The sequence below is a fragment of the Streptomyces sp. NBC_00620 genome, assembly GCF_026341825.1.
Classification (GTDB): Bacteria; Actinomycetota; Actinomycetes; order Streptomycetales; family Streptomycetaceae; genus Streptomyces.
The window spans coordinates 546678-570516 of sequence record NZ_JAPENY010000001.1 but is presented as its reverse complement, the minus strand read 5'-3'; the positions used below and the strand labels follow the sequence as shown (position 1 = coordinate 570516).

Sequence of the window (23839 nt, the reverse complement as noted above, 5' to 3'; positions counted from 1 at the left end):
CGCGAGTATGGGAGCCATGCCGAACCGACTGGCCCATGAGACGTCCCCCTACCTCCTCCAGCATGCCGACAACCCCGTCGACTGGTGGCCCTGGTCGGCCGAGGCCTTCGACGAGGCACGCAAGCGGAACGTGCCGGTGCTGCTGAGCGTCGGCTACAGCAGCTGTCACTGGTGCCATGTCATGGCTCACGAGTCCTTCGAGGACGAGGCGACGGCCGCGTATCTGAACGAGCACTTCGTGAGCGTCAAGGTGGACCGGGAGGAGCGGCCGGACGTCGACGCCGTCTACATGGAGGCCGTGCAGGCCGCCACCGGCCAGGGCGGCTGGCCCATGACCGTCTTCCTCACCCCCGACGCCGAGCCCTTCTACTTCGGGACCTACTTCCCGCCCGCCCCCCGCCACGGCATGCCCGGTTTCCGGCAGGTGCTGGAGGGCGTGCGCAGCGCCTGGACCGAGCGGCGCGACGAGGTGGCCGAGGTCGCGGAGAAGATCGTGCGGGACCTCGCCGGGCGGGAGCTGAGCTACGGGAACGCCTCGGTTCCGGGGGAGGAGGAGCTCGCCGGGGCGCTGCTCGGGCTCACCCGTGAGTACGACGCCCAGCACGGCGGGTTCGGCGGTGCACCCAAGTTCCCGTCGTCCATGGTGATCGAGTTCCTGCTGCGGCATCACGCGCGGACCGGTTCCGAGGGCGCGCTCCAGATGGCCGCCGACACGGGGGAGCGGATGGCGCGGGGCGGGATCTACGACCAGCTCGGTGGTGGGTTCGCGCGGTACTCCGTCGACCGCGAGTGGGTGGTGCCGCACTTCGAGAAGATGCTGTACGACAACGCCCTGCTGTGCCGTGTGTACGCGCACCTCTGGCGCTCCACCGGCTCCGAGCTCGCCCGCCGCGTCGCCCTGGAGACCGCCGACTTCATGGTGCGTGAACTGCGCACGAACGAAGGGGGGTTCGCCTCCGCGCTCGACGCCGACAGCGACGACGGGAACGGCAAGCACATCGAGGGCGCGTACTACGTGTGGACGCCCGAGCAGCTCAGGGAAGTCCTCGGTGAGGATGCCGAACTCGCCGCCCACTACTTCGGGGTGACCGAGGAGGGCACCTTCGAGGAGGGGGCTTCCGTCCTCCAACTTCCGCAGCACGAGGGCGTGTTCGACGCGGAGAAGATCGCCTCCATTCGGCAGCGCCTGCTCGCCGCCCGCGCGGAGCGCCCGGCCCCCGGCCGCGACGACAAGATCGTGGCCGCCTGGAACGGGCTCGCGGTCGCCGCCCTCGCGGAGACCGGCGCCTACTTCGAGCGCCCCGACCTCGTGGAGGCCGCGATCGGCGCCGCCGACCTCCTCGTACGGCTGCACATGGACGACCGGGCGCGGCTGTCCCGTACCAGCAAGGACGGTCAAGTCGGGGCGAACGCCGGAGTGTTGGAGGACTACGCGGATGTCGCCGAGGGGTTCCTCGCGCTGGCGGGGGTCACCGGTGAGGGCGTGTGGCTGGAGTTCGCCGGGTTCCTTCTCGACCATGTGATCGTGCAGTTCACGGACTCCGAGTCGGGTGCCCTGTACGACACGGCGGCCGATGCCGAGCGGCTCATCCGCCGTCCGCAGGATCCGACCGACAACGCGACGCCCTCCGGGTGGAGCGCGGCGGCCGGTGCGCTGCTCTCGTATGCGGCGCAGACCGGGGCGGAGCCCCATCGGACCGCCGCGGAACGGGCGTTGGGTGTCGTGAAGGCGCTCGGGCCGCGCGCGCCCCGCTTCATCGGCTGGGGTCTGGCCGTGGCCGAGGCGCTGCTCGACGGGCCGCGTGAGATCGCCGTCGTGGGCCCGATGGAGGACCCCGCCACCCGGGAACTGCACCGTGCGGCGCTCCTGGGCACCGCACCGGGCGCCGTCGTCGCGGTCGGCGCTGCGGACAGTGACGAACTCCCGCTGCTCGTCGACCGTCCGCTGGTCGGCGGTGAGCCCTCCGCTTACGTTTGCCGTAACTTCACATGTGACACGCCGACCTCCGATGTCCGGCGTCTGCGCGAGGCCGTCGGCGGCGGAAACGTCGCCTGACAAGGGATTACAGCGACCGTAAACCTCCGACGTAGCGGGATACGTCCGGGTACTCGCCGATACTCGACCGAGGATTCCGAAACATTCTATTTATCTGATGAGCTTTCTGGCTTCACAGTTCCCCCATAGTCTCTGCACGGTGACGCGGCAGGAGTGACTCACTGTCGCGACAGGGGGCTTTAGGGGATCTGGGGGGATCTGTTGCTCACGTCTGTCTTTATTGCTGCCGTTTCGCTGGCCTTGTTCTGGATGGCAGCCTTCACTTTGTGGTGGCAGATGCACGCCTGGCGTACGCCCGAGGTGCTCGCTTCCACCCGTTTCAGCAGTCCGGACGGCGGCGACGGGCTGTCGTTCTCGCTGCTGCTGCCCGCTCGGCACGAGCAGGCGGTACTCGACCACACCATCCAGCGGCTGCTGGAGTCGAGCCACGACGACTTCGAGATCATCGTCATCGTCGGGCACGACGACCCGGAGACCACCGAGGTGGCCCGCAGCGCCGAGGCACGCGACCCGCGCGTCCGGGTCGTCGTCGACCACCACGAGAAGAAGAACAAGCCGAAGGCCATGAACACGGCGCTGCCGCATTGCCGCGGTGACGTCGTCGGAGTCTTCGACGCCGAGGACCAGGTCCATCCGGAACTGCTCGCCCACGTCGACCACGCGTTCCGTACGACGGGTGCGGACGTCGTCCAGGGCGGCGTGCAACTCATCAACTTCAACTCCAGCTGGTACAGCCTGCGCAACTGCCTGGAGTACTTCTTCTGGTTCCGGTCCAGGCTCCATCTGCACGCGCAGAAGGGCTTCATCCCGCTCGGCGGCAACACCGTCTTCGTACGCACCGACGTGCTCCGGGAAGCGGACGGCTGGGATCCCAACTGCCTCGCCGAGGACTGCGACTTGGGAGTACGGCTGTCCAGCGTCGGCAAGAAGGTCGTCGTCGCGTACGACTCCGACATGGTGACCCGGGAGGAGACCCCGGGCAGCCTGATGTCGCTGATGAAGCAGCGAACTCGCTGGAACCAGGGCTTCCTTCAGGTCTACCGGAAGAAGGACTGGAAGCAACTCCCGGGATTCGGGCAGCGGTTGCTCGCCCGCTACACCCTCATGACGCCGTACCTCCAGGCCGTCTCCGGCGTGGTCATCCCGCTCAACGTGGCCATCGCGCTCTTCCTGGACGTACCCGTCGGCATCGCGTTCATCACGTTCCTCCCGGCCGTGACCGCACTGGTCACCTTCGTCTTCGAGGTCGTCGGACTGCACGACTTCGGCAAGCAGTACGGGCTTCGCGTCCGGCTGGTCCACTACCTGAAGCTGATCGTCGGTGGCCCCTTCTACCAGGTGCTGCTGGCCGGCGCCGCCGTTCGCGCAGTGTGGCGCGAGCAACGGGGGCGCAATGACTGGGAGTTGACCAGTCATGTCGGCGCGCACCTCACCGAAGTCGAAGCGGCCCGCTAGCCGGCGGGATCGCGAGTTCGCCAGTCCGGTAGCCCGAGAGTCCCGAGAGGACATTTCCGCGTGACCTCCACCCTTCCCGCGGTGGCCACCTCCACGGTCCCCGCGCAACGGCCTTCCGCGCCCAAAAACGTCCCCGATCCCCGTCCACCGTCGCGTTTTCGCCGCCCGAGCTCCGACCTGCTGCTGTGCGCCGCGCTCCTCGTGGCGATCATGCTCGTCCAGGGCTGGAACATCGCCGACTACCCGACCCTCAGCGACGACGAGGGCACCTACCTCGCCCAGGCCTGGGCCGTGCAGGAGGGCAACGGGCTCGCCCACTACACGTACTGGTACGACCATCCGCCGCTCGGCTGGATACAGATAGCCGCGCTCACCTGGATCCCCGCTCAGTTCAGCCCGGGTCTGATGACGGTCGGCTCGATGCGCTTCGCGATGCTCCTGATCAGCGCCATCAGCGCGGTCCTCGTCTACGTCCTCGCGCGCCGCCTCTCGCTGCCGCAGTGGGCGGCCGGACTCGCGATGGTGCTCTTCGGGCTCTCGCCGCTGTCGGTGGTGCTCCAGCGGGAGATCTTCCTGGACAACATCGCGGTGATGTGGACGCTGCTCGCGTTCTGCCTCGCCGCATCCCCGAGCCGCCATCTCTGGCACCACTTCGGGGCGGGCATCGCGGCCGCGGCGGGCGTGCTCACCAAGGAGACGATGCTCGTCATCCTGCCCGCGCTGCTTGTCACCATGTGGCGGCACGGCCACCGCGACACCCGGAAGTTCGCGCTCACCGGGGCCATCACCGCGTGCGTGCTGATCGGCATGGCGTACCCGCTCTTCGCCCTGCTCAAGGGCGAGTTGTTCCCGGGCTCCGGCCATGTGTCGCTCTGGGACGGCATCACGTACCAGATGAGCCGCCCCGGTTCGGGCTTCATCCTCGACTCGGGCACCGGCTCGTACGGCGTGCTGCAGTCCTGGCTGTACTACGACCGCGTGCTGCCCCTCGGCGGCCTCGCGGGTGCGCTGCTGCTCCTGCTCACCTGGCGCTGGTCGGTCACCGCGCGCGCCCTCGCCGGACCCGCGCTCACCGTGGCGATCCTCGCCCTGGTGGCGATGCGCCCGAGCGGCTACCTGCCCGCGATGTACGTCATCCAGGCCCTGCCGTTCCTCGCACTGGTCCTCGCCGGCGGCACCGCGAGCGTCGCCCACGCGGTGCTGCGCAGATGGCGCAGCGCCGAGGAGAAGCCGTACGTCCTGTGGGGACGGCGGGTGACGGCGGCCTTGCTCGTGGCGGGCGCCGCCTTCTACGTCGTACCGCGCTGGTACGACGGTGACCGCACCGCCGTCACCGTCGACGCCAACGCCCCCTACCGGGCGGCCTCGTCGTGGCTCAAGACCGAGGTCGAGAACCCGGCGGATACCCGTGTCCTCGTCGACGACGCACTCTGGCTCGACCTCGTGCACGCCGGCTACGAACCAGGGCTCGGCGTCATCTGGTTCTACAAGGCGGACCTCGACCCCGCGGTGACCGAGACGATGCCGCGCGGCTGGCGCGACCTCGACTACGTGGTCGCCTCCCCGACGGTACGGCGCGACGCGGTCGACCTGCCCAACGTCAAGGCCGCGATGGAGCATTCGACGCCCGTCGCCACCTTCGGCAAGGGCGAGGACCGGATCGAGATCCGGCAGATCGACGACAGCGACGACATCACGACCACCGCGAGCGACGGAGGCAGTCGATGACTAGCTTCGAGAGCACCGTCCCCGACGAGCTGGGCGACCCGGCCGTACGAGCCGTGGAAGTTCCCGAACCCGGCGCCGTCACCATCGTCGTGCCGACCTTCAACGAGGCGGCGAACATCGGGGAGTTGCTGTACCAGATCACCGAGTCGGTGCCCGCGCGGCTGCCCTGTGAGGTCCTCTTCGTGGACGACTCCACGGACGACACCCCCGAGGTGATCCGCGAGGCCGCGCAGGACTGCCCGTTCCCCGTCACCGTGCTGCACCGCGCCGAACGCGTGGGCGGGCTCGGTGGCGCGGTCGTCGAGGGACTGAAGGCCGCGACCTCCGACTGGATCGTCGTCATGGACGGGGATCTGCAGCATCCGCCGTCCCTGGTACCGGAGTTGGTCGCCACCGGTGAGCGCTCCTCCGCCGGACTCGTCGTCGCCTCGCGCTACATCAAGGGCGGCAGCCGCGAAGGGCTCGCGGGCGGCTACCGCGTCGCCGTCTCTCGCGGCGCGACCTGGCTGACCAAGACGCTCTTCCCGCGCAAGCTGCGCGGCATCAGCGACCCGATGAGCGGCTTCTTCGCGATCCGCCGCAGCGCGGTCACCGCCGAGATCCTCCAGCCGCTCGGCTACAAGATCCTCCTCGAACTCGCGGTGCGCAGCCGCCCCCGCGAGGTCACCGAGGTCCCGTTCGTGTTCCAGGACCGGTTCGCGGGCGAGTCCAAGTCGACCGCGCAGGAGGGGTTCCGCTTCCTGCGCCATCTGGTCGGGCTGCGCACCGCCTCGCCCGTCGCGCGCATGGTGGTCTTCGGCCTGATCGGCGCCACCGGCTTCGTACCGAACCTGCTGGGCCTGTACGCCCTCACCGCCGCCGGAATGCACTACCTGCCGGCGGAGATCGTCGCCAACCAGCTCGGGGTCGCCTGGAACTTCCTGCTCATCGAGCATCTCCTCTTCCGCGAGCGACGGAAGCACCGCCACTGGGGGGACCGCGTCGGCCGGTTCGCCCTGATCGCCAACGCCGATCTGGTGCTGCGCATCCCGCTGATCGCCCTGTTCGTGGGCCACTTCGGGATGGGCGCACTCTCCGCCACCGCACTGGCCCTGGTGACGACCTTCGTCCTGCGCTTCGTAGGGACCGAAGCGCTGGTCTATCTGCCGCGCCGCAGCAATGAGCCCGCGGGCGGGAGCCGTAGCCGCACAGCAAGGAGAGCCGCGTGACACTTCGCGTACGACCACGACTGAGACCACGGCGGAGAACATCACTTCTGGCCGTGGCGGGCCTCGCCGCGGGCCTGCTGCTCATCTCGCCGCAGCCCGCCTCCGCCGCCAACCTCGTCACCAACCCGGGCTTCGAGACGGCCGGCACGGACGGCATGCCGTACTGCTGGGAGAAGTCGGGCTGGGGCGACAACGACTTCACCTTCTCCACGGTGGCCGACGCGCACTCGGGCACCAAGGCGATGAAGGTCGAGCTGACCCGCCGGGTCTCCGGTGACCGCAAGGCGCTGATCACCGAGTCCGCCACCTGTGCGCCGGTGGTCACGGTCGGCAAGCAGTACGACCTCGGACTCTGGTACAAGACGACGACCCCCGACGCCTCCCTCACGCTCTTCCGGCACGACACGACGGCGGGCTGGCAGTACTGGACCGACCTCAAGACCCTTGAGATGCAGGGGAGTTGGACGCAGGCGACGGTCCGTACCCCGGAGGTCCCGGCGGGTACCGACCGCATCACCTGGGGCGTCTCGGTGTACGGCACGGGCTCCGCGACCACCGACGACTACACGATGGAGCAGGTCGCCGACACGCTCCCGCCGGCCACCTGCACCGGTACGGCCGAGCAGTGCGCCAACGGCAAGTGGGACGTGCTGCCCACCCAGAACCCGGTCCGCTCCATGCACTCAGTCGTCCTCAACAACGGCAAGGTGCTGCTGATCGCGGGCTCCGGCAACAGCGAGGAGCAGTTCAACGCGGGCACGTTCACCAGCGCGGTGTACGACCCGGTGAACGGCACGTACAAGACGATCCCCACGCCCAAGGACATGTTCTGCGCCGGTCACGTCCAGCTCGACGACGGGCGCGTGCTCGTGATGAGCGGCAACAAGGCGTTCCCGGTCGTGGGCGGGCACGGGTACGAGGGCTACAAGGACTCGTACATCTTCGACCCGGTCACCGAGACGTACAGCAAGACGAACGACATGAACGACGGTCACTGGTATCCGTCGGCGACCGAGCTCGGCAACGGTGACATCATCTCCTTCGGCGGTCTGCGCGAGGACTCCACCGGTTCGGTGACCGCCGAACTCTGGTCGGACGCGCAGCAGCAGTGGCTGCCGCTGTGGCAGGTCAACCAGACCTGGTCGTACTGGGGTCTGTACCCGTCGATGATCCTGATGCAGGACGGCCGCCTCTTCTACTCGGGTAGCCATGTCTTCGGCAACGGCACGCCGGGCACGGGTTCGGCGATCTACGACTACGGCGCGAACACGGTGACTTCGGTCCCGGGGCTCCAGAACAAGGACGAACGCGACCAGTCCGCAAGCGTGTTGCTGCCCCCGGCCCAGGACCAGAAGGTCCTGACGATCGGCGGCGGCAACATCGACTCGAACCCGGACGCCAACCGGCTCACCGACATCATCGACCTCAAGACCGCCAACCCGGCGTACACCGTCGGGCCGCCGCTTCCGCAGGGCACGGTGGATCTCGGCGCCGGTGCGGTGGCCCAGACGGGCAACCAGGGCAAGATGTACGTCTCCGCCGTACTGCTGCCCGACGGCAAGGTGTTGGAGACGGGCGGCGCCCTGCACAACCGCGCCAACCCGGTGTACGAGTCGTCGATCTTCGACCCGGCGACCTCGACGTTCGACCCGGTGGCTCCCGACCCGGAGGAGCGCGGCTACCACTCCTCCGCGTTCCTGCTGCCCGACGGCCGTGTGATGACGACCGGCGACAACCCGGGCAACGGCACGTGGAACCACGACGTGTCCATCTACACGCCGCCGTACCTCCTCAAGGGCACCCGCCCGACGATCACTTCGGTGATCGACAACGAGTGGGTGTACGGGGACACGCAGCGCATCACCACCGACCGGCCCATCGCCAAGGCCGAGTTGATCCGTCCGGCCGCGGTGACGCACTCCTCCGACCCGAACCAGCGGTTCGTGGACCTGCCGCTGTCCGTGGACGGCAACAACGTGGACCTGAACGTGACGAGCAACCCCAACCTGGCGCCGCCCGGCTGGTACATGCTCTTCGCGGTCGACGCCAACGGGGTGCCGTCGGTGGCCAAGTGGGTGCATCTCCAGGGCCCGTCGGCACTCGCCGCCGAGTCGACCGCCGAGGCGCACGTCCACTCCTTCGCCGACTCGCTTCAGGGCACGGTCACCGAGCCCGGCAAGAAGCGGACCTCGCAGCCCGTCAGTCCGACGATCTCCGGCTGCGACCGGCACTACGGCTCGATCAACGTCTGCGTGCCGACCGTCTTCCCCGACGAGGTGAAGAAGACGACGGCCGCCCGGTGCGCGTGGCTGAAGACGAACGACTACGGGCGCCTGAAGGTCAACGGCAAGGACGACCCGCTCAAGCTCGATCCGAGCAAGGACGGGGTGGCTTGCGGCGCCAAGGATCTGAAGCGCCGTTAGCCGCCGAACTCGGTGAGGGCGCGCCTGCGTTGGGCGCGCCCTCCCGGTCGGCCGGCGCTCACAGGTTCCGGTAGACGTCGCGACGATTGGCGACCGCGAGCACCCAGACGACGAGCCGGCAGTCCTCGATCGTGTACACGGCGCGGTAGTCGCCGACTCGGAGCCGCCAGCGGGCATCGTGCCCTTGGAGGGCCTTGATGTCGAGGGCCGAGGTGTCGTTCGCGTCCAAGGCCTTCTGGAGCTCGGTGAGGCGGTAGAGGATTCGAAGGGCGTCGGGGCGGGGGATCTTGAGCATGTCCCGCTGGGCGTGCGGTGTGAACCGCGTGACGTACCCCATGGCGCTCAGGCGTGTTGGTCGCGGAGCGCGGAGGCCATCTCTTCGAGTGAGACCGATCCTTCGAGGCCCTCGGCCTCCGCTTCGCCGGCCAGCCGGTTCAGCCAGGCGTCTTCGGCCTGCTCCGCGACCTCGCGCAGGCGTTTGTACTCGTCGATGTCGATCACCACGGCCTCCTGCTTGCCGCGCCGAGTGATGATCGTGGGGATCTCGTCCCGGTGGGCGCGGTCTATGACGTCCGCGAGGTGCTTGCGAACATCGGCCATGGGGGCAATGACAGGCTCGCTCATGTAATAAATGTAGCAGATGTACATCTGTTGCTTTGTGGGCCCGGATACGTGCCCCGAAGCTCAGGGAGTCAGCCCGTTCTCCAGGACGTTCAGGGCCCTGTCGAGGAGGTCGGCGAGGTCGTCCTGGAAATCGTGTTCGGCCCAGTACTGGGTGATCTCCGCGAGGCCGCCGATGAGGGACATCGTGTAGACGCGCGCCTCCAGGCTGTCCGGGTCCCGGCCGGTGCGCTCGGCGACCGCCTGGGCGAGCATCCGGCCGGTGACCGACATGCTCTCCAGCATCCGGGAGCGCACCGCGGGGACCTGGACCATGAGGTGCGAGCGGAGTCGGGTGGCCTCGGGCTCCCTCTCCATCCCGAAGCCGATGGCCAGCTTCATGACGTACCGCAGCGAGTCCATCCACGGCTCGTCCGTCGGCCGCTTGCGCAGTTCCTCCATCAGGATCGGGTCGAACTCGTCCGTGAGGACGATGTCCTCCTTGGTGGGGAAGTAGCGGAAGACCGTGGACGGGGAGACCTCGGCCGCCTCCGCGATCTGCTCGATGGTCGTCGCGTCGTACCCCTGCTCCTGGATCAGCCGGTATGTCGCGTGGCGGATCGCGATGCGGGTCTTCATCTTCTTCCGCTCGCGGAGCCCGAGCGGGGGCTCCGCGGAGGGAGTGGAGCTGTGTGCAGTGGCGGCCATGGTGCTCATTGTCGGGCATCTGCGGCGGCCGGGGCCACGTCGGTCTCCTTCTCGGGGGTGGGGCGGCCGGCCGGCTCGGACGGCTTCGCGTTCGGCAGCAGCGCCGCGGCCAGCAGCGCGGTGATGAGCGCCGCGACCCCGCTGACCAGCAGGACCAGGTTCATGCCGTGGATGTACGAGGCGTCGGCGGAGGCGGCGAGCGCACTGTCGCCGAGCCGGCCGGCGACGACATGGGCGCCGACCACCGAGTCGGAGGCGGTGTCCGCGGCGGCGCGCGCAAGGCCCGAGGTGTCGAGCCGGTCGCTGTACGCGCCCGCCAGCAGCGAGCCGAGCAGGGCGATACCGATCGCGCTGCCCACCTGGCGCACTGTCATGAGCAGCCCGGAGCCGCTGCCGGCGCGGTCGCGGGGCAGCGCGCCGAGGGCGGCGGACATCGCGGGGACGACGGCGAAGCCGAAGCCGAGCCCGGCGATGGACAGCCACAGGGCGGTGAAGCCGTACCCGTCGTCGACCGTCGTACGGCTGCCCAGGATCGCGGCGAAGGCGAGCGCGACCAGGCCCGCGCTGATCACCGCGCGCGCCCCGAACCTCCGGATCAGCGGCTCCGCGCCCCTCGCGGCCACCAGCAGTCCGCCCATCATCGGCAGCAGCCGCACCCCGGTGGCGAAGGCGTCGTACCCGAGTACCGCCTGCAGATACTGCGGCAGCACGAACAGCAGCCCGGACAGGACGAACAGGACGAGGGTCGCGGCGAGCGTGTTGAGGAGGAAGCCGCGCTGGGCGAGGAGGGAGAGGTCCAGCATCGGGCGCGGGCTGCGGCGTTCGCGTACGACGAGGAGTGTGATCAGGAGCGCGGAAGCCGTGAACAGGGCGAGGATCAGCGGGTCGCCCCAGCCGCGGTGCGGGGCCTCGATGATCGCGTAGATCAGGATGCTGAGGCCGGCCGCGGTGTACGCGGTGGAGACGGCGTCGACCTTGGGTGCGGCCGGGTCGCGGGTCTCGGGGAGCAGGAAGACGCAGGCGGCGATGCCGAGCGCGGCCATGGGCACGTTGACCAGGAAGACCGAGCCCCACCAGAAGTGGTCGAGGAGCCAGCCGCCGATGATCGGGCCGAGCGGCATGCCGAGGGCGGAGGCGGCGGACACCGCGCCGACGGCCTTGGTCCGCTCGTCGGGTGCGAACAGCGTGGGCAGTACGGCCATTGCGAGCGGCATCACGAGTGCGCCGCCGATGCCCATCACGGCGCGGGCGACGATCACGGGCGTGACGTCGTCGACGAGGGCGCCGACGAGCGAGCCCGCCAGGAAGATACCGAGCCCGGTGATGAGCATCCGGCGCCGTCCGAAGCGGTCGCCGAGCAGGCCGGCGGGGAGCATCAGCGAGGCGAAGACGACGACGTACGCGTCGGCCATCCACTGCTGCTCGCCCGTGGACGCGCCCAGGTCCCGGGCCATCGTCGGCAGCGCCACATTGAGGATCGTCATGTCGAAACCGAGCACGAGCATGCTCGCGACCAGGGCCCCGAGGGCCCACCAGCGGCGGGGGTCGCGCCGTACGGCGCCATCGTTAGTGACAGTAACCATGAAATGAGAGTAGCTCTCAAAAGGTGGTTGCTGTCAATGTGTGGAGGGGGAGTGGACGGGGAGGGCGGGCAGGGGGAGCTGCGGGGAGGGGCTCATTGTCAGTGCGGCATGTCACTCTGAGATGGGGCTGATTCACGGTCCGTGATGGAGGAGGGGGCTCGTCGTGATGGAGGGAGGGGGCTCGTGAGGAGCACTGTCAATGTGCTGGCGCTGCTGGTCGCCGCGCTGTGCGTGGTCGCGTTCCTGGTCGGCGGCGCGACCGCGGTCCTGGGGGTCGTCGTGGTGGGTGTGGCCGCCGTGACATGCAAAGTGGCCGCGGCTTCGAAGCCACGGCCACTGAGGGTGAGTCGGTCAAAAAGATCAGCCGTGCTGATAGGCCACCAGCGAGATCCCGACGTAGTGCACGACGAACGCCCCGACGGTGAGGGAGTGGAACACCTCGTGGAAGCCGAACCAGCTGGGTGACGGGTTGGGGCGCTTGATCCCGTAGATAACGCCGCCCGCGCTGTACATCAGCCCGCCGACGATCACCAGTACGAGCACGGCGATGCCGCCCGTCCGCATGAAGTCGGGGAGGAAGAAGACGGCCGCCCAGCCCATCGCGATGTAGCAGGGGGTGTAGAGCCAGCGTGGGGCGCCGACCCAGAACACCCGGAAGATGATGCCCGCCGCGGCCGCGGCCCAGATGCTCCACAGGAGCCACTGTCCCTTGGCTTCCGGCAGCAGCAGCATCGTCAGCGGCGTGTAGGTGCCCGCGATGATCAGGAAGATGTTCGCGTGGTCGAGTCTGCGCAGCACCCCGTCCATGCGCGGGCTCCAGTTGCCCCGGTGGTAGAGCGCGCTGACTCCGAACAGGAGGCAGGCCGTCAGGGCGAAGATCGCGCAGGCGACGCGGGCGCGGGTCGAACTCGCGAGAGCGGTGAGCACCAGGCCCGAGATGAGGACGGCCGGAAACATGCCGAGATGCAGCCAGCCGCGGAGCTTGGGCTTGATCTCGTCCGACAGCGACGGGTGCGGCAGCGACAGATGTGTGGAGGACGAGCGCGACGAGGAGTGCGCGACGGAACCGTGGCCGGCGGCCGGCGAGTCCGTGGGCGCGTCGGGGACGGACGCAGTCATGCGCTGAATCGTACCTACGGAACCGTAAGTTACGTATCAGGATGCCCTTATGAAGGGCGAATAGTGGCCATCGTCTCACGGGCGCCCGGGGCGCGATAGGCCGCGGTGCGCCGTGTGGTGGGGGGTGAACCCCAAATGGCGCGGAGAAAACCCGGAGATGAGTGGCGATCCTCACTTCGCTCGTCTGTGAGGCCCTCTGGACATATGCGCGGTCTAGTCGGATGATCAAATGAGTGCGGTCGGCACCGGATGAGCGCCAGGGGATCCACCATCGTGAAGCGTCCGGGTCGCAGCCCCCACGGGGCACAAACAACAAAACCCCTCATTTAGGAGCAATCGTGGCGCGCGACATCGCGGCTCCCACCGTCGTACCCACCAACCACAAAGCACTGATCTCGTGGGTGAACGAGATCGCCGAACTGACCGAGCCGGACAGCGTGGTCTGGTGTGACGGATCCGAAGCCGAGTACGAGCGACTGAGCGAGGAACTCGTCCGCAAGGGCACCTTCAAGAAGCTCGACCCGATCAAGCGCCCCAACTCCTACTACGCCGCCTCCGACCCGACCGATGTCGCGCGGGTCGAGGACCGGACGTTCATCTGCTCCGAGAAGGAAGAGGACGCGGGCCCGACGAACCACTGGAAGGCGCCCGCCGAGATGCGGGAGATCTTCCAGGGCACGGACGGCAAGGGCGGTGTCTTCCGCGGCTCGATGCGCGGCCGGACGATGTACGTCGTGCCCTTCTGCATGGGCCCGCTCGGCTCCGAGCTCTCCGCGATCGGCGTCGAGATCACCGACTCCGCGTACGTCGCCGTGTCCATGCGCACCATGACCCGCATGGGTCAGCCGGTCCTGGACGAGCTCGGCTCCGACGGCTTCTTCGTGCGTGCTGTGCACACGCTCGGAGCGCCGCTGGCCGAGGGCGAGGTGGACGTGCCGTGGCCGTGCAACTCCACGAAGTACATTTCGCACTTCCCGGAGTCCCGCGAGATCTGGTCGTACGGCTCGGGCTACGGCGGCAACGCGCTGCTCGGCAAGAAGTGCTACGCGCTGCGCATCGCCTCCGTGATGGCGCGTGACGAGGGCTGGCTGGCCGAGCACATGCTCATCCTCAAGCTGACCCCGCCGCAGGGCGAGTCCAAGTACGTCGCCGCCGCGTTCCCGAGTGCCTGCGGCAAGACGAACCTCGCCATGCTGGAGCCGACGGTCGGCGGCTGGACCGTCGAGACGATCGGTGACGACATCGCGTGGATGCGGTTCGGCGAGGACGGCCGGCTGTACGCGATCAACCCCGAGGCCGGTTTCTTCGGCGTCGCGCCCGGCACCGGTGAGCACACCAACGCCAACGCGATGAAGACGCTGTGGGGCAACTCCGTCTTCACCAACGTCGCGCTGACCGACGACAACGACATCTGGTGGGAGGGCATGACGGAGGAGACTCCGGCCCACCTCACCGACTGGAAGGGCAACGACTGGACGCCGGAGTCCGGTACGCCCGCCGCCCACCCCAACGCCCGCTTCACCGTCCCCGCCGCGCAGTGCCCGATCATCGCGCCCGAGTGGGAGGACCCCAAGGGCGTGCCGATCTCCGCGATCCTCTTCGGCGGCCGGCGCGCGACCGCCGTACCGCTGGTCACGGAGTCCTTCGACTGGAACCACGGTGTCTTCCTCGGCGCGAACGTCGCCTCCGAGAAGACCGCCGCCGCCGAGGGCAAGGTCGGCGAGCTGCGCCGCGACCCGTTCGCCATGCTGCCGTTCTGTGGCTACAACATGGGCGACTACATGGGTCACTGGATCGACGTCGCCAAGGACAAGGACCAGGCGAAGCTGCCGAAGATCTACTACGTGAACTGGTTCCGCAAGAACGACGCGGGCAAGTTCGTGTGGCCGGGCTTCGGCGAGAACAGCCGGGTCCTGAAGTGGATCGTCGACCGCCTGGACGGCAGGGCCGAGGGCGTCGAGACCCCGATCGGCATCCTGCCGGCCAAGGGTGCCCTGGACACCGACGGTCTCGAACTGTCCGAGTCCGACCTCGACTTCCTGCTCACCGTCGACAAGGACGTGTGGCGCGAGGAGGCCGCGCTCGTACCGGAGCACCTCAACACGTTCGGCACGCACACGCCCACCGAACTGTGGGACGAGTACCGCGCGCTGGTGCAGCGCCTGGGCTAGTCCACGGAGATCTCCGCGGCCGGTCGGACTTGCCCTGACCTGCGACGTCGTCAAGACCGGCCGCGGTGACCGCAACTCGGGGGAGGCCGGGGCCGCGCACAACGGTGTGCGCGGCCCCGGCCTTCTTGCGCGCCGGACGCCATCTCGACGGGGTGTCGCACGTCGTCCCGCTGCGCGCGGCACGTGGTCCTGCTTGCGGGTCGAACGTAATCCCGGCCCCCATTTCCGCCATCACCTCTGCCACGGCGGGGATTTCGCGGGACACTCGGGACATCCTGCAACGAACCCTGGATCGAGGTGAGCGGGGTGCGCACGCCCGTCAGTGACCCCCTGAAGATCGGGCCGTACCGCATCGTCGGACGGCTGGGCTCCGGCGGGATGGGATGGGTGTATCTCGGCCGTTCGCCGGCCGGGCGCGAGGTCGCGGTGAAGGTGGTGCGGGCCGAGCTGGCGGCGGAGAGCGAGTTCCGGGAGCGCTTCGCGCGTGAGGTCGCGGCCGCGCGGGTGGTCAGCGGCGCGTACACCGCGGCCGTCGTCGACGCCGACACCCAGGCCGAACTGCCGTGGCTGGCAACGATGTACGTGCCCGGACCCTCGCTCGCCGAAGCCGTCCGCACCGACGGACCGCTGCCCGAGCCGCAGGTACGGCAGCTGGGCGCGGGCCTGGTCGAGGCGCTCCAGGCCATCCACGCCGCCCGCGTCGTGCACCGTGACCTGAAACCGGCGAACGTGCTCCTCGCCTCCGACGGTCCGCGCGTCATCGACTTCGGGATCTCCCGCGTCGACGGCGTACCCGGGCTCACCCAGACCGGCATCGTCGTCGGCACACCGCCGTTCATGTCGCCCGAGCAGATCAAGGGCGCGAAGGTGGGGCCGCCCAGCGATGTCTTCTCCCTCGGCGGGGTGCTGGTGTTCGCCCTGTCGGGAAGGCCCCCGTTCGGGAGCGGGGACGCCGTGCGCTTCCGGGTCGTACAGAGCGAACCCGAACTCGACGCCGTACCCCGGGGAACGCGCGAGCTGATCGCGCGCTGTCTGGCCAAGCGGCCCGAGGACCGGCCCCAACTGGACGAACTGCTCGCCGCGTTGCTGGAGGAGACCCCGAAACCGGCGTCCTGGCCGCCGCCCACCGTGGCCCACAGCATCAAGGTGCGCACCAGCGATCTGGCCGACCGCCGCAGGGCCGCGGCCGCGGGTCGCGGTGCCGGTACGAGTGTGTCCGTGCCCTCCTGTCTGCTGCTGCACGCCCAGGCGCTGCTGGACGCCGGGCTGACCGACGCGATGGTCGCCGAGGCGGTGGGCCGTGGCGGCGACGCCTGATTCCTCACCCACGCGTTTTCCCGGCCGGGAGCCCGAGGTACTCGAGATCGGCGCGCACTGGCGGCGGATGGTGGAGAGCTGGGTGGCCGGACGGAACTACCACACCGTGACCGACACCGTTTCCGTGTCCATGCAATTCGATCTCCAGGAAACGGGACGGCAGGTCACCGTGAGATTCATGACCACCAAACGGCTACTCGTCGCCTTCGTGACGGACGGTCATTATCTGCGCCAGGATCAACTGGCCGTCGCCGCCGCGGCCTCGAACGCATGGAATACCGAACAACTGAATCCCATGCTCTCGGTATGGGACGTACGGGGGCCGCGGCCCTGTCTCGCCGGGGTCTGCGATCTGCCGCTGACCTGCCGGATGACGCAAACGGATTTCGATGCTTTGGCCAGTGATTGGGTGGAACGGGCGAGGCAGATGTTCATCCGCTGCCATCAGGTATTCAAGTTGTAGAAGTGAAACCGGTGGTTTCCCTAAAACCCTTCCGGGCGCACGCCGGTTGCCCCCACTATGGGCGAGTGCCTTTTAGGCCACGGGGGGTTGCCCATGAGGCGTTCACTGTTTTGCGCGGTGTTTTTCGGAATGCTCGTCGCCCTGCTTCCCGCGGGTGCGGCGGTGGCCGACACGTGCGACGAGAACTTCGGGGCCCGGCTCAAGTGCTGGTCCCAGTCGATCGACGAGTTCGGTGTCCTGGTCACCCTGGACGACCAGGTGCCCTTCGACGACAAGGCGGGCGACCTCGGCGCCACCAAGCAGACCCTGTGGGACAACCGCCAGAACCTCGTGGTCGAGGTGCCGGAGGGCGGGAAGACCGGTGAGGGCGGAACAGCGCTCCTGCTGCTGGCGGGCACCGGCTGGGTGGACCCGAAAGCCACCATCGACAGACTTCCGGGGACTGCTCGGCAGGGACTGCCCGCCTGTGAGCCCGCGAAAGCCGGTGACCCCGGCTACCTCACGGAACTCCACTCCGCCTGCGGTCTGCTCGCCGCCAAGTCGCTGACCGGCCAGGAACTGATCGACGCGGCCCCGGCCACCTACCGCACCAAGCAGTCCTTCTCCGTCTCCACCTCCGGCAAGTCCGTCTGGGACGACCTCCCCCTCGTCATCGTGAGCGCCCTCCTCGTGGTCCTGCTCGCCGCCCTCGTGCTCGCCATCCGCCGCTCCTCCCGCGCGGCGCCCCGCCGCACCCTCGCCACGGCGGGCGGCGGCACGATTCCCACCGCGAACAGCCGCGCGGCCGACGAGAAGACCACCCACCTCAGGGTGGAGCCGGCCCCCCGTTACGGGCGCCGGGTCGGCAACGTATCCGGCCCCGCGAGGTCCGCCGTCGTCCGCACCGAACTGCACCCGCAGGGCTACGTCGAGCTCGGCCGCGTGCTGTACCGCGCCGTGTGGGCGGAGCCCGGCCGCCCGCCGCCCGCGCCCGGCCAGCTCGTCGACGTCACGGACGCACGCGAGCGCGACTCCGACGTCCTGTACGCCTTCCCGCCCACCACGGGACGGCACGCCAAAGGCACCCGGTCCTGAGGCCCGTGAGACACCCCGGAAACCAGGAGAAGAGAACAGAGATGCACAGCGATCACCCGCCCACCATGCCGGCGGAGTACGCCGACATCGAGTTCGAGAACAACGCGCAACGCCTGCCCCTCGTGCTCTGCCTCGACACCTCCAGCTCCATGGCGGGCCGCCCCATCCAGACGCTCAACAACGCGCTCATGGAGTGGACCCGGGAACTGCACGACGACGTCAGCCTCAGTTACAGCGTCGAGGTCGCCGTGGTCACCTTCGGCGGCCAGGGCGTCGTCGCCTGGCGCGGGCCCCAACTCCTGGACCCGCGCGCCCCGGTGAGCCCCTTCGTGCCCGCCCACATGTTCCGGCCGCCGCAGCTCGCCGCCGCGGGGGTGACCCTGATGACGGAGGCCGTCGAACTGTCGATGCACATCGTCGCGGCCCGCAAGGCCGAGCTGCGCGCCTCCGGACTCCAGTACTACCGGCCGCAGATCTGCCTGGTCACCGACGGTCTGCCGACCGACGGCACGGGCCATCTGACCGACTCCTGGCACCGGTTGATCCCGGTACTCGCCGACGAGCAGAGCGCCCGCCGCTTCCGCCTGTACGCGATAGGGGTGGGCGGCATCACGGACATGGGCGAGCAGGTGCTCCAGGCGTTCGCCCCGAAGTTCAACGCCCGGCTGCAGGGGTTCCCGTTCCGGGAGCTGCTCCAGATGATGTCGGCGAGCGCGAACGCCGAACAGAAGGGCGCGGGCGACGAGGTCTTCGAGAAGATCTTCAGCCAGTTCAAGACCCAGCGCCCGGCCTGGGAGTCCTGACCGAATGACCGGATGGGGATCCTGACTCATGGCCGGAGCGGAAAAGCAGGAATCGCCGTGGCGCATCCACGGCATGAGCGTCGAGGGCTACCGCCACCGCCGCCAGGGCCTGCCCTGCCAGGACGCCTGCGCGTACAAGGCATCGGCGTACGTGGCGGTCCTCGCGGTCGCGGACGGCGCGGGCAGCCGTCCGCGCTCCGAGGAGGGGTCGAGGCTCGCGGTCGAGCTGGCCACCGAGCACTTCGCGCGGCGGGCCGACGCGGCGGCCGACTGCCGGCCAGGAGAGGCCGTCCACGAACTGCTCGAAGACGCCTTCCACGATGTCAGCAAGGTCTTCCTGGACAGGACAGGGGCCGACGCCGCCGACTTCGCCACCACGCTCACCGTCGTGGTGCTCGCCCCCGGCTGGCTGGGCCAGCTCACCGTCGGCGACGGCTTCGTCGTACTGCGAGCCGGTACGGAGGACGGGGAGCGGCAGTTCCATCTGCTGCCACAGCCGCGGGCGGCCAGCGAGTACAGCAACGAGACGGTCTTCCTCACCTCGCCGGACGCGGCCCGCTGGGTGCACACCGACTGTGTGTCAGACGAGGGGATCGACGGCGTGCTGCTCTCCACCGACGGGCTCGTGCAGGCCGCGCTCACCCGGGCCGCCTCCGGGGCGCAGTCGCCGAACGCGTCCTTCGCCGACGCCGTGTTCCGCTCCCTGGACACGGTCACCGACGACGCCCACGAGGGACTCGCCGCGCTGCTCAGGTCGGACCGGCTCACCGCCCTGAACGCCGACGACAAGACCCTGCTGCGGGCCGTGCGCAAGGCGCGGCCATGAGCGGCCTCACGGTGTTCCTGGACGGGAAGCCCGTCGTCCTGGCGGAACTGGCCCTGAAGGGCGGCGGCCAGGCGGCCGTCTACCCGGTCGTCGGCGACGACGGCATCGTCGTCAAGCTCTACCGCGAACCGCCAGGACCCGAACAGGAGCGCCGGCTGACGCGGATGCTGACCATGTCCCCGCTCGCCGCCCGCCCCACCAACGCCTCCCAGCCACCCGAACTGGCCTGGCCCACCGCGCTCGCCCGCGGCCCCCGGGGCGAGTTCCTCGGCTACGCCATGCGCCGCTTCGGCGAACCCCAGCACGTCCAGCTGATCGGCCTGTTCACCCGCGCCCAGCGCCTCAAACTCTTCCCCGGACGGGCGGACTGGCGCTTCCTGCTCGGCGTCTCCTGGAACCTCGCCTTCATGACGGCCCGCATGCACTACGACAACCTCGTCATCGGCGACTTCTCCAGCAGCAACGTCGTCGTCGACGGGAACGGCTTCGTCACCTTCCTCGACTGCGACTCCATCGCCTTCACCGACCCGGTGACCGGGGAACCCTTCCCCTGCCTGATGCACACCACCGACTACTCGTCCCCCGAGCGCCAGGCCGGCGGCCCCGCCACCCGCGCCACCGACGACTTCGCCCTCGCCGTCCTCGTCTACCAGCTGCTCACAGCGGGCAACCACCCATTCGGCGGCGTCCCGCACGACAGCGCCTCCGAGTCGACCGTCAAGGACAACATCGCCGCCAGCTGCTCATACGTCGTACGCCCCGAACTGGTCGTCATCCCGCGCGGCACCGTCGACCCCTCCGTGCTGCCCCCGGAACTCCTCACCCTGGCCCGCACCGCCTTCGGCCCCGGCGTACAGGCCCCCGCCGCGCGCCCCCAGGCGGAGGCGTGGCTGCGCGCCCTGGACAGGGAACGCGCGCTGGTACGGGTCTGCCGCAACCGCCCGCTGCACGCGTACGGGTCCCATCTGCCGACCTGCCCGTGGTGCACGCGGGCGGCGGTCACGGGGCACGACGTGTTCAACGGGCCGGTGCCGGTTCCGGTGCCGGACGTGCCGCCGGAGGAGACGCAGCCGTGGCCCGCGGCCCTGAAGGTCGGCCTGCTGATCCTGGCGGTGCTGATCCTGGTGATCATCGTGGTGCGGCCAGGATGAATCCACAGCGCCATGCTCCGCCGTCAAAACCCATAACTGCTCATGTTTGTAAGGGTAGTTGGCACCCAAGTGCGTTTACATGCGCCACACTGATTACAGGGGTGCGGGCATAGGGGTGGGAGTGACGCATGACCGGGTGGAGGCCAGCCTTGGCCACGGCGGCGGGGGTGCTGCTGCTGGCGGGGTGTACCAGTGGAGCGGGCGACGAGCCCAAGACGGAGGGGACACCGAAGAAGAGCTCCGGCGCGTCTCCTTCGGCCTCGGCGTCGCCCGTGAACGAGCCGTACACGCTCGCCGAGGACCGGGCACCGAGGACGCGGGCCGAGGCCGTCGCCTTCGTTCGTGAACTCACCGTGCGCCCCGACTACTTCGGCACCGGGTACCGCAAACGCGATCCCTTCGAGAGCGATCCGGCCGAGTGGGCCGTACTCGGCGAGGACTGCCTGTGGCGGCGCGAGGCGCTGCCGAACACCGTACTGGCCAGTCTCACGCGGATGTACGAGCTGCCGACGAAGGGCGGCAAGGGGCCGGTGTACGTGTCGTTGACCGTCACCGTGCACCAGGACGTCGTGTCGGCACGGCGCGACATGGCCGGGTCGCTGGAGGAGGCGCTGCGCTGCCCCGAGCAGCAACTGAACGCCACGGACCGGGTGCGCGGCCTGTACTCCCGGGTCGACGCGTTCGCCGACGGGCGGCCCGTGATCTCCGACGACGACCTGACGGAGAGCGGGAACTGGGTCGCCGCCGGCGGCAAGGCGCATCCCTTCGACTGGTACAAGTTCCGGCTGGGGTCGGTCACCCTGGCCGCGACCGCGCGGCACGGCTCGGGCCGGACCGAGGCCGAGGACTCCACCGTCACCACCGACATGGGCAGGGGAATGACCTTCGTCGCGGCGAGCATCGACGGCCGGGGCAAGGCGGGCGATGCGAGTGCCACCGCGGAACCGACCGAGACGAAGGGGGCGGGACAGTGAGCGAACCGCTGCGGTCCTCCGACCCGTCCCGCATCGCGGGGTTCCGGCTGCTGCGGCGGCTCGGCGCGGGCGGCATGGGCGTCGTCTACCTCGGGCGCACCGACTCCGGGGCACTCGCCGCGGTCAAGGTGATCCGGGGGGAGGGCGCCGACGAGGACGACTTCCGGGCCCGGTTCGCGCGGGAGGTGGAGCTGGCGCGAAGGGTGGACAGTCCCTGGGTGGTTCCCGTCCTGGACGCGGACGCCGAGGCACGCGAGCCGTGGCTGGCCACCGCGTTCGTCCCCGGGCCCTCCATCGCCGAGGCGGTCGCCGCGCACGGCCCACTGCCGTCGCGTGCCGTACGCGTCCTGGGCGGGCTGCTGGCCGGGGCCCTGGATGCAGTGCACACGGCCGGGCTCGTACACCGGGACGTCAAGCCGGGCAACGTACTGCTCGCCCTGGACGGACCGCGCCTGATCGACTTCGGCATCGCGCGCGCCGCCGATGACACGGCACTGACCGCGTCCGGGCTCGTGGTCGGCACCCCCGGTTTCCTGGCCCCGGAGCAGGCCCAGGGGCAGTCCGCCACATCCGCGAGCGACGTCTTCGCACTGGGCTGCGCGCTGGCGTACGCCGCGACCGGCACTCCTCCCTTCGGCACCGGCACGCCGGATGCCCTGATGTACCGCACGGTCCACGACGAGCCCGAACTCGATCGTGTGGAGGGCGAGTTACGGCCCCTGGTGGAACGCTGCCTGGCCAAGGACCCGGCCGCGCGGCCCACGGCCGACGAGATACGCGGCCTGCTCGCCGATGACGCTCCGGACGCCTCCGGCGGCTGGCTCCCCGACCCCGTCGCCCGGATGGTCGCCGCACGGGCTGCCGAGAGCCTCGCCTTCCCGGACGTCGAACCCACGATCGTGGACGATCCGGCTGTCCCCGCCCGGCACCCGGCACGCCGCCGCCTGCTGCTGGCCGGCGGTGCGCTGCTGCTCGCGGGCGGCGGAACCGGAGCGGCGGTGTGGGCGTCGGAGGACGACGGGAAACCGTCCGCGAGCAGTGGGCGTCCCCTGTACGTACTCGGCGTGCACACGACCACCAGCACGAGTGAGGCCGCCGTCAGCCGGGCCAGTGAACGCGCCGCCCGCCTCGCCGTCGCCGAGCACAACGCCACGCCCAAGCGCTCCTACGACCTGAAGGTGAAGGTCCTCGCCGACCGGGGCGACGCGGACACCGCTCAGGAAGTGGCCCGTAAGTTCACCGCCGACCGGAACGTCGTCGCCGTGCTGGGACCGGTCGCCGAGCTCCCCATGCAGAGGGCCGCGGCCGTCTACGGTGCGGCGGGGCTGACGCATGTCTCCAGCACCACGGGCCAGCAGGACTACTTCCTGACGTCGCCGAAGACCTCGTTCCAGAGCGGCCCCGCCCACGCCGCGCTCGGCGGCTGGATCGGACTGCACGCCTTCATAACCCAACAGGTGGTGCGGGCCGGCGTTGTGATCGACCGGGCCGGGGGCCCTGCCATGCAGGACCAGGGCACCCAGGTGGTCGGCAACTGGCGCAACATCCTCAAGAGCGAGGTCGTGCCCCGCGTAGTCGCGGAGGACACGGACGACGGCCCGAAAGCGGTGCGCGAACTGCTCGCCGCCGGTGTCGGGGCCTTCGCGTACCTGGGCCCCCTGGACGCCACCGTCCGCACGGCCCGGTACCTGGCCACGGCCGGCTTCACCGGACCGCGCTGGATGCAGCACCAGTTGTACGGCTCGGACTTTCCGCGCCTCGCGGGTGCGGCGGGCGACGGCTGGTTCGTGGTGACGGACGCCGTGGACCCCTCCGTACTGACGACCAAGCGGGCCAAGGGCTTCACCGCGGCCTGGCGGAAGCGCTACGGCAGTACTCCGGAGCCGTACGCGACCGAGGCTTACGACAGCGTGGGGATGCTGCTCGCCGAGTTCGCCCGCACGGTCCCGGCCGGGGCACGTCGGCGGCCGGTGCGGGCCGATCTCGCTGCGCGGCTGGCGAAGGTGAAGTACCAGGGCATCGCCCGGACGTACGCCTTCGGCGACTTCCACCAGTACGACAACAGCTCGACGGGCTGGGCGGACGAGACCTTCGTCCACGAGGTCCGTGGCGGGCGGTTCAGACAGCTGGGATCACTCGGCGATCTGAACCGCGCGGCGCAGAGCCAGGGCTGAAGTGCT

At 69.6% G+C, this 23839-nt stretch carries 19 protein-coding genes; 14 read left to right on the top strand and 5 right to left on the bottom strand.

Annotation, left to right across the window (positions count from 1 at the left end; translation table 11 throughout):
• The first annotated feature begins 16 nt into the window (after positions 1–16).
• The 5 genes from OG246_RS02525 to OG246_RS02505 all read left to right on the top strand — a co-directional run bounded on the left by OG246_RS02525 (position 17) and on the right by OG246_RS02505 (position 8870).
• Positions 17–2056 carry a thioredoxin domain-containing protein gene (locus OG246_RS02525; RefSeq protein WP_266455151.1) on the top strand — a complete coding sequence of 680 codons (2040 nt, stop codon included), beginning with the start codon at positions 17–19 and terminating at the stop codon, positions 2054–2056.
• A 201-nt stretch (positions 2057–2257) separates the two neighbouring features.
• Positions 2258–3511: a glycosyltransferase gene (locus OG246_RS02520; RefSeq protein ID WP_266455148.1), complete on the top strand. Its 1254-nt coding sequence runs from the start codon at positions 2258–2260 to the stop codon at positions 3509–3511.
• A gap of 60 nt (positions 3512–3571) precedes the next feature.
• Positions 3572–5239: a glycosyltransferase family 39 protein gene (locus tag OG246_RS02515; RefSeq protein WP_266455146.1), complete on the top strand. Its 1668-nt coding sequence runs from the start codon at positions 3572–3574 to the stop codon at positions 5237–5239.
• A complete protein-coding gene (locus OG246_RS02510) occupies positions 5236–6447 on the top strand; it encodes a glycosyltransferase family 2 protein (protein ID WP_266455143.1) in 1212 nt (403 codons plus the stop codon). The genes OG246_RS02515 and OG246_RS02510 overlap by 4 nt, the downstream gene beginning before the upstream one ends.
• Before the next feature lie 155 nt (positions 6448–6602).
• Complete coding sequence (locus OG246_RS02505; RefSeq protein WP_266463791.1) at positions 6603–8870, top strand: galactose oxidase early set domain-containing protein; 2268 nt, start codon at positions 6603–6605, stop codon at positions 8868–8870.
• A 58-nt stretch (positions 8871–8928) separates the two neighbouring features.
• Here the strand turns inward: OG246_RS02505 and OG246_RS02500 are convergent, their stop codons facing one another.
• From OG246_RS02500 to OG246_RS02480, 5 genes are all read right to left on the bottom strand, one after another.
• Complete coding sequence (locus tag OG246_RS02500) at positions 8929–9207, bottom strand: type II toxin-antitoxin system RelE/ParE family toxin (RefSeq protein WP_266455140.1); 279 nt, start codon at positions 9205–9207, stop codon at positions 8929–8931.
• 5 nt (positions 9208–9212) lie between these two features.
• A complete protein-coding gene (locus tag OG246_RS02495) occupies positions 9213–9494 on the bottom strand; it encodes a type II toxin-antitoxin system Phd/YefM family antitoxin (protein ID WP_266455137.1) in 282 nt (93 codons plus the stop codon).
• Positions 9495–9554: 60 nt separating this feature from the next.
• Complete coding sequence (locus OG246_RS02490) at positions 9555–10178, bottom strand: TetR/AcrR family transcriptional regulator (RefSeq protein ID WP_266455134.1); 624 nt, start codon at positions 10176–10178, stop codon at positions 9555–9557.
• Positions 10179–10183: 5 nt separating this feature from the next.
• Positions 10184–11761, bottom strand: coding sequence for an MFS transporter (locus OG246_RS02485; protein WP_266455131.1), 1578 nt, complete (start codon positions 11759–11761; stop codon positions 10184–10186).
• A 360-nt stretch (positions 11762–12121) separates the two neighbouring features.
• Positions 12122–12880 carry a hemolysin III family protein gene (locus OG246_RS02480; protein WP_266455128.1) on the bottom strand — a complete coding sequence of 253 codons (759 nt, stop codon included), beginning with the start codon at positions 12878–12880 and terminating at the stop codon, positions 12122–12124.
• A 338-nt stretch (positions 12881–13218) separates the two neighbouring features.
• On the opposite strand from OG246_RS02480, the gene OG246_RS02475 reads away from it, so the two are divergent.
• The 9 genes from OG246_RS02475 to OG246_RS02435 all read left to right on the top strand — a co-directional run bounded on the left by OG246_RS02475 (position 13219) and on the right by OG246_RS02435 (position 23833).
• Positions 13219–15051: a phosphoenolpyruvate carboxykinase (GTP) gene (locus tag OG246_RS02475; RefSeq protein ID WP_266455126.1), complete on the top strand. Its 1833-nt coding sequence runs from the start codon at positions 13219–13221 to the stop codon at positions 15049–15051.
• 306 nt (positions 15052–15357) lie between these two features.
• Positions 15358–16368 (top strand): serine/threonine-protein kinase, encoded by a 1011-nt coding sequence (locus tag OG246_RS02470; protein WP_323178274.1) that lies wholly within the window; start codon positions 15358–15360, stop codon positions 16366–16368.
• Positions 16352–16831 (top strand): hypothetical protein, encoded by a 480-nt coding sequence (locus tag OG246_RS02465; RefSeq protein WP_266455123.1) that lies wholly within the window; start codon positions 16352–16354, stop codon positions 16829–16831. Before OG246_RS02470 ends, OG246_RS02465 begins: the two co-directional genes overlap by 17 nt.
• A 129-nt stretch (positions 16832–16960) precedes the next feature.
• Entirely contained in the window at positions 16961–17905 is a 945-nt protein-coding gene (locus tag OG246_RS02460; RefSeq protein ID WP_266455120.1) for a hypothetical protein, read from the top strand.
• 41 nt (positions 17906–17946) lie between these two features.
• Entirely contained in the window at positions 17947–18708 is a 762-nt protein-coding gene (locus OG246_RS02455) for a hypothetical protein (RefSeq protein ID WP_266455118.1), read from the top strand.
• 28 nt (positions 18709–18736) lie between these two features.
• Positions 18737–19534, top strand: coding sequence for a PP2C family serine/threonine-protein phosphatase (locus tag OG246_RS02450; protein ID WP_266455116.1), 798 nt, complete (start codon positions 18737–18739; stop codon positions 19532–19534).
• Positions 19531–20685 carry a hypothetical protein gene (locus tag OG246_RS02445; RefSeq protein WP_266455115.1) on the top strand — a complete coding sequence of 385 codons (1155 nt, stop codon included), beginning with the start codon at positions 19531–19533 and terminating at the stop codon, positions 20683–20685. The genes OG246_RS02450 and OG246_RS02445 overlap by 4 nt, the downstream gene beginning before the upstream one ends.
• A gap of 149 nt (positions 20686–20834) precedes the next feature.
• A complete protein-coding gene (locus OG246_RS02440; protein WP_266455113.1) occupies positions 20835–21659 on the top strand; it encodes a hypothetical protein in 825 nt (274 codons plus the stop codon).
• On the top strand, positions 21656–23833 hold the full coding sequence (locus OG246_RS02435) for a bifunctional serine/threonine-protein kinase/ABC transporter substrate-binding protein (protein ID WP_266455110.1): 2178 nt from the start codon (positions 21656–21658) through the stop codon (positions 23831–23833). The genes OG246_RS02440 and OG246_RS02435 overlap by 4 nt, the downstream gene beginning before the upstream one ends.
• The last annotated feature ends 6 nt before the right edge of the window (positions 23834–23839 follow it).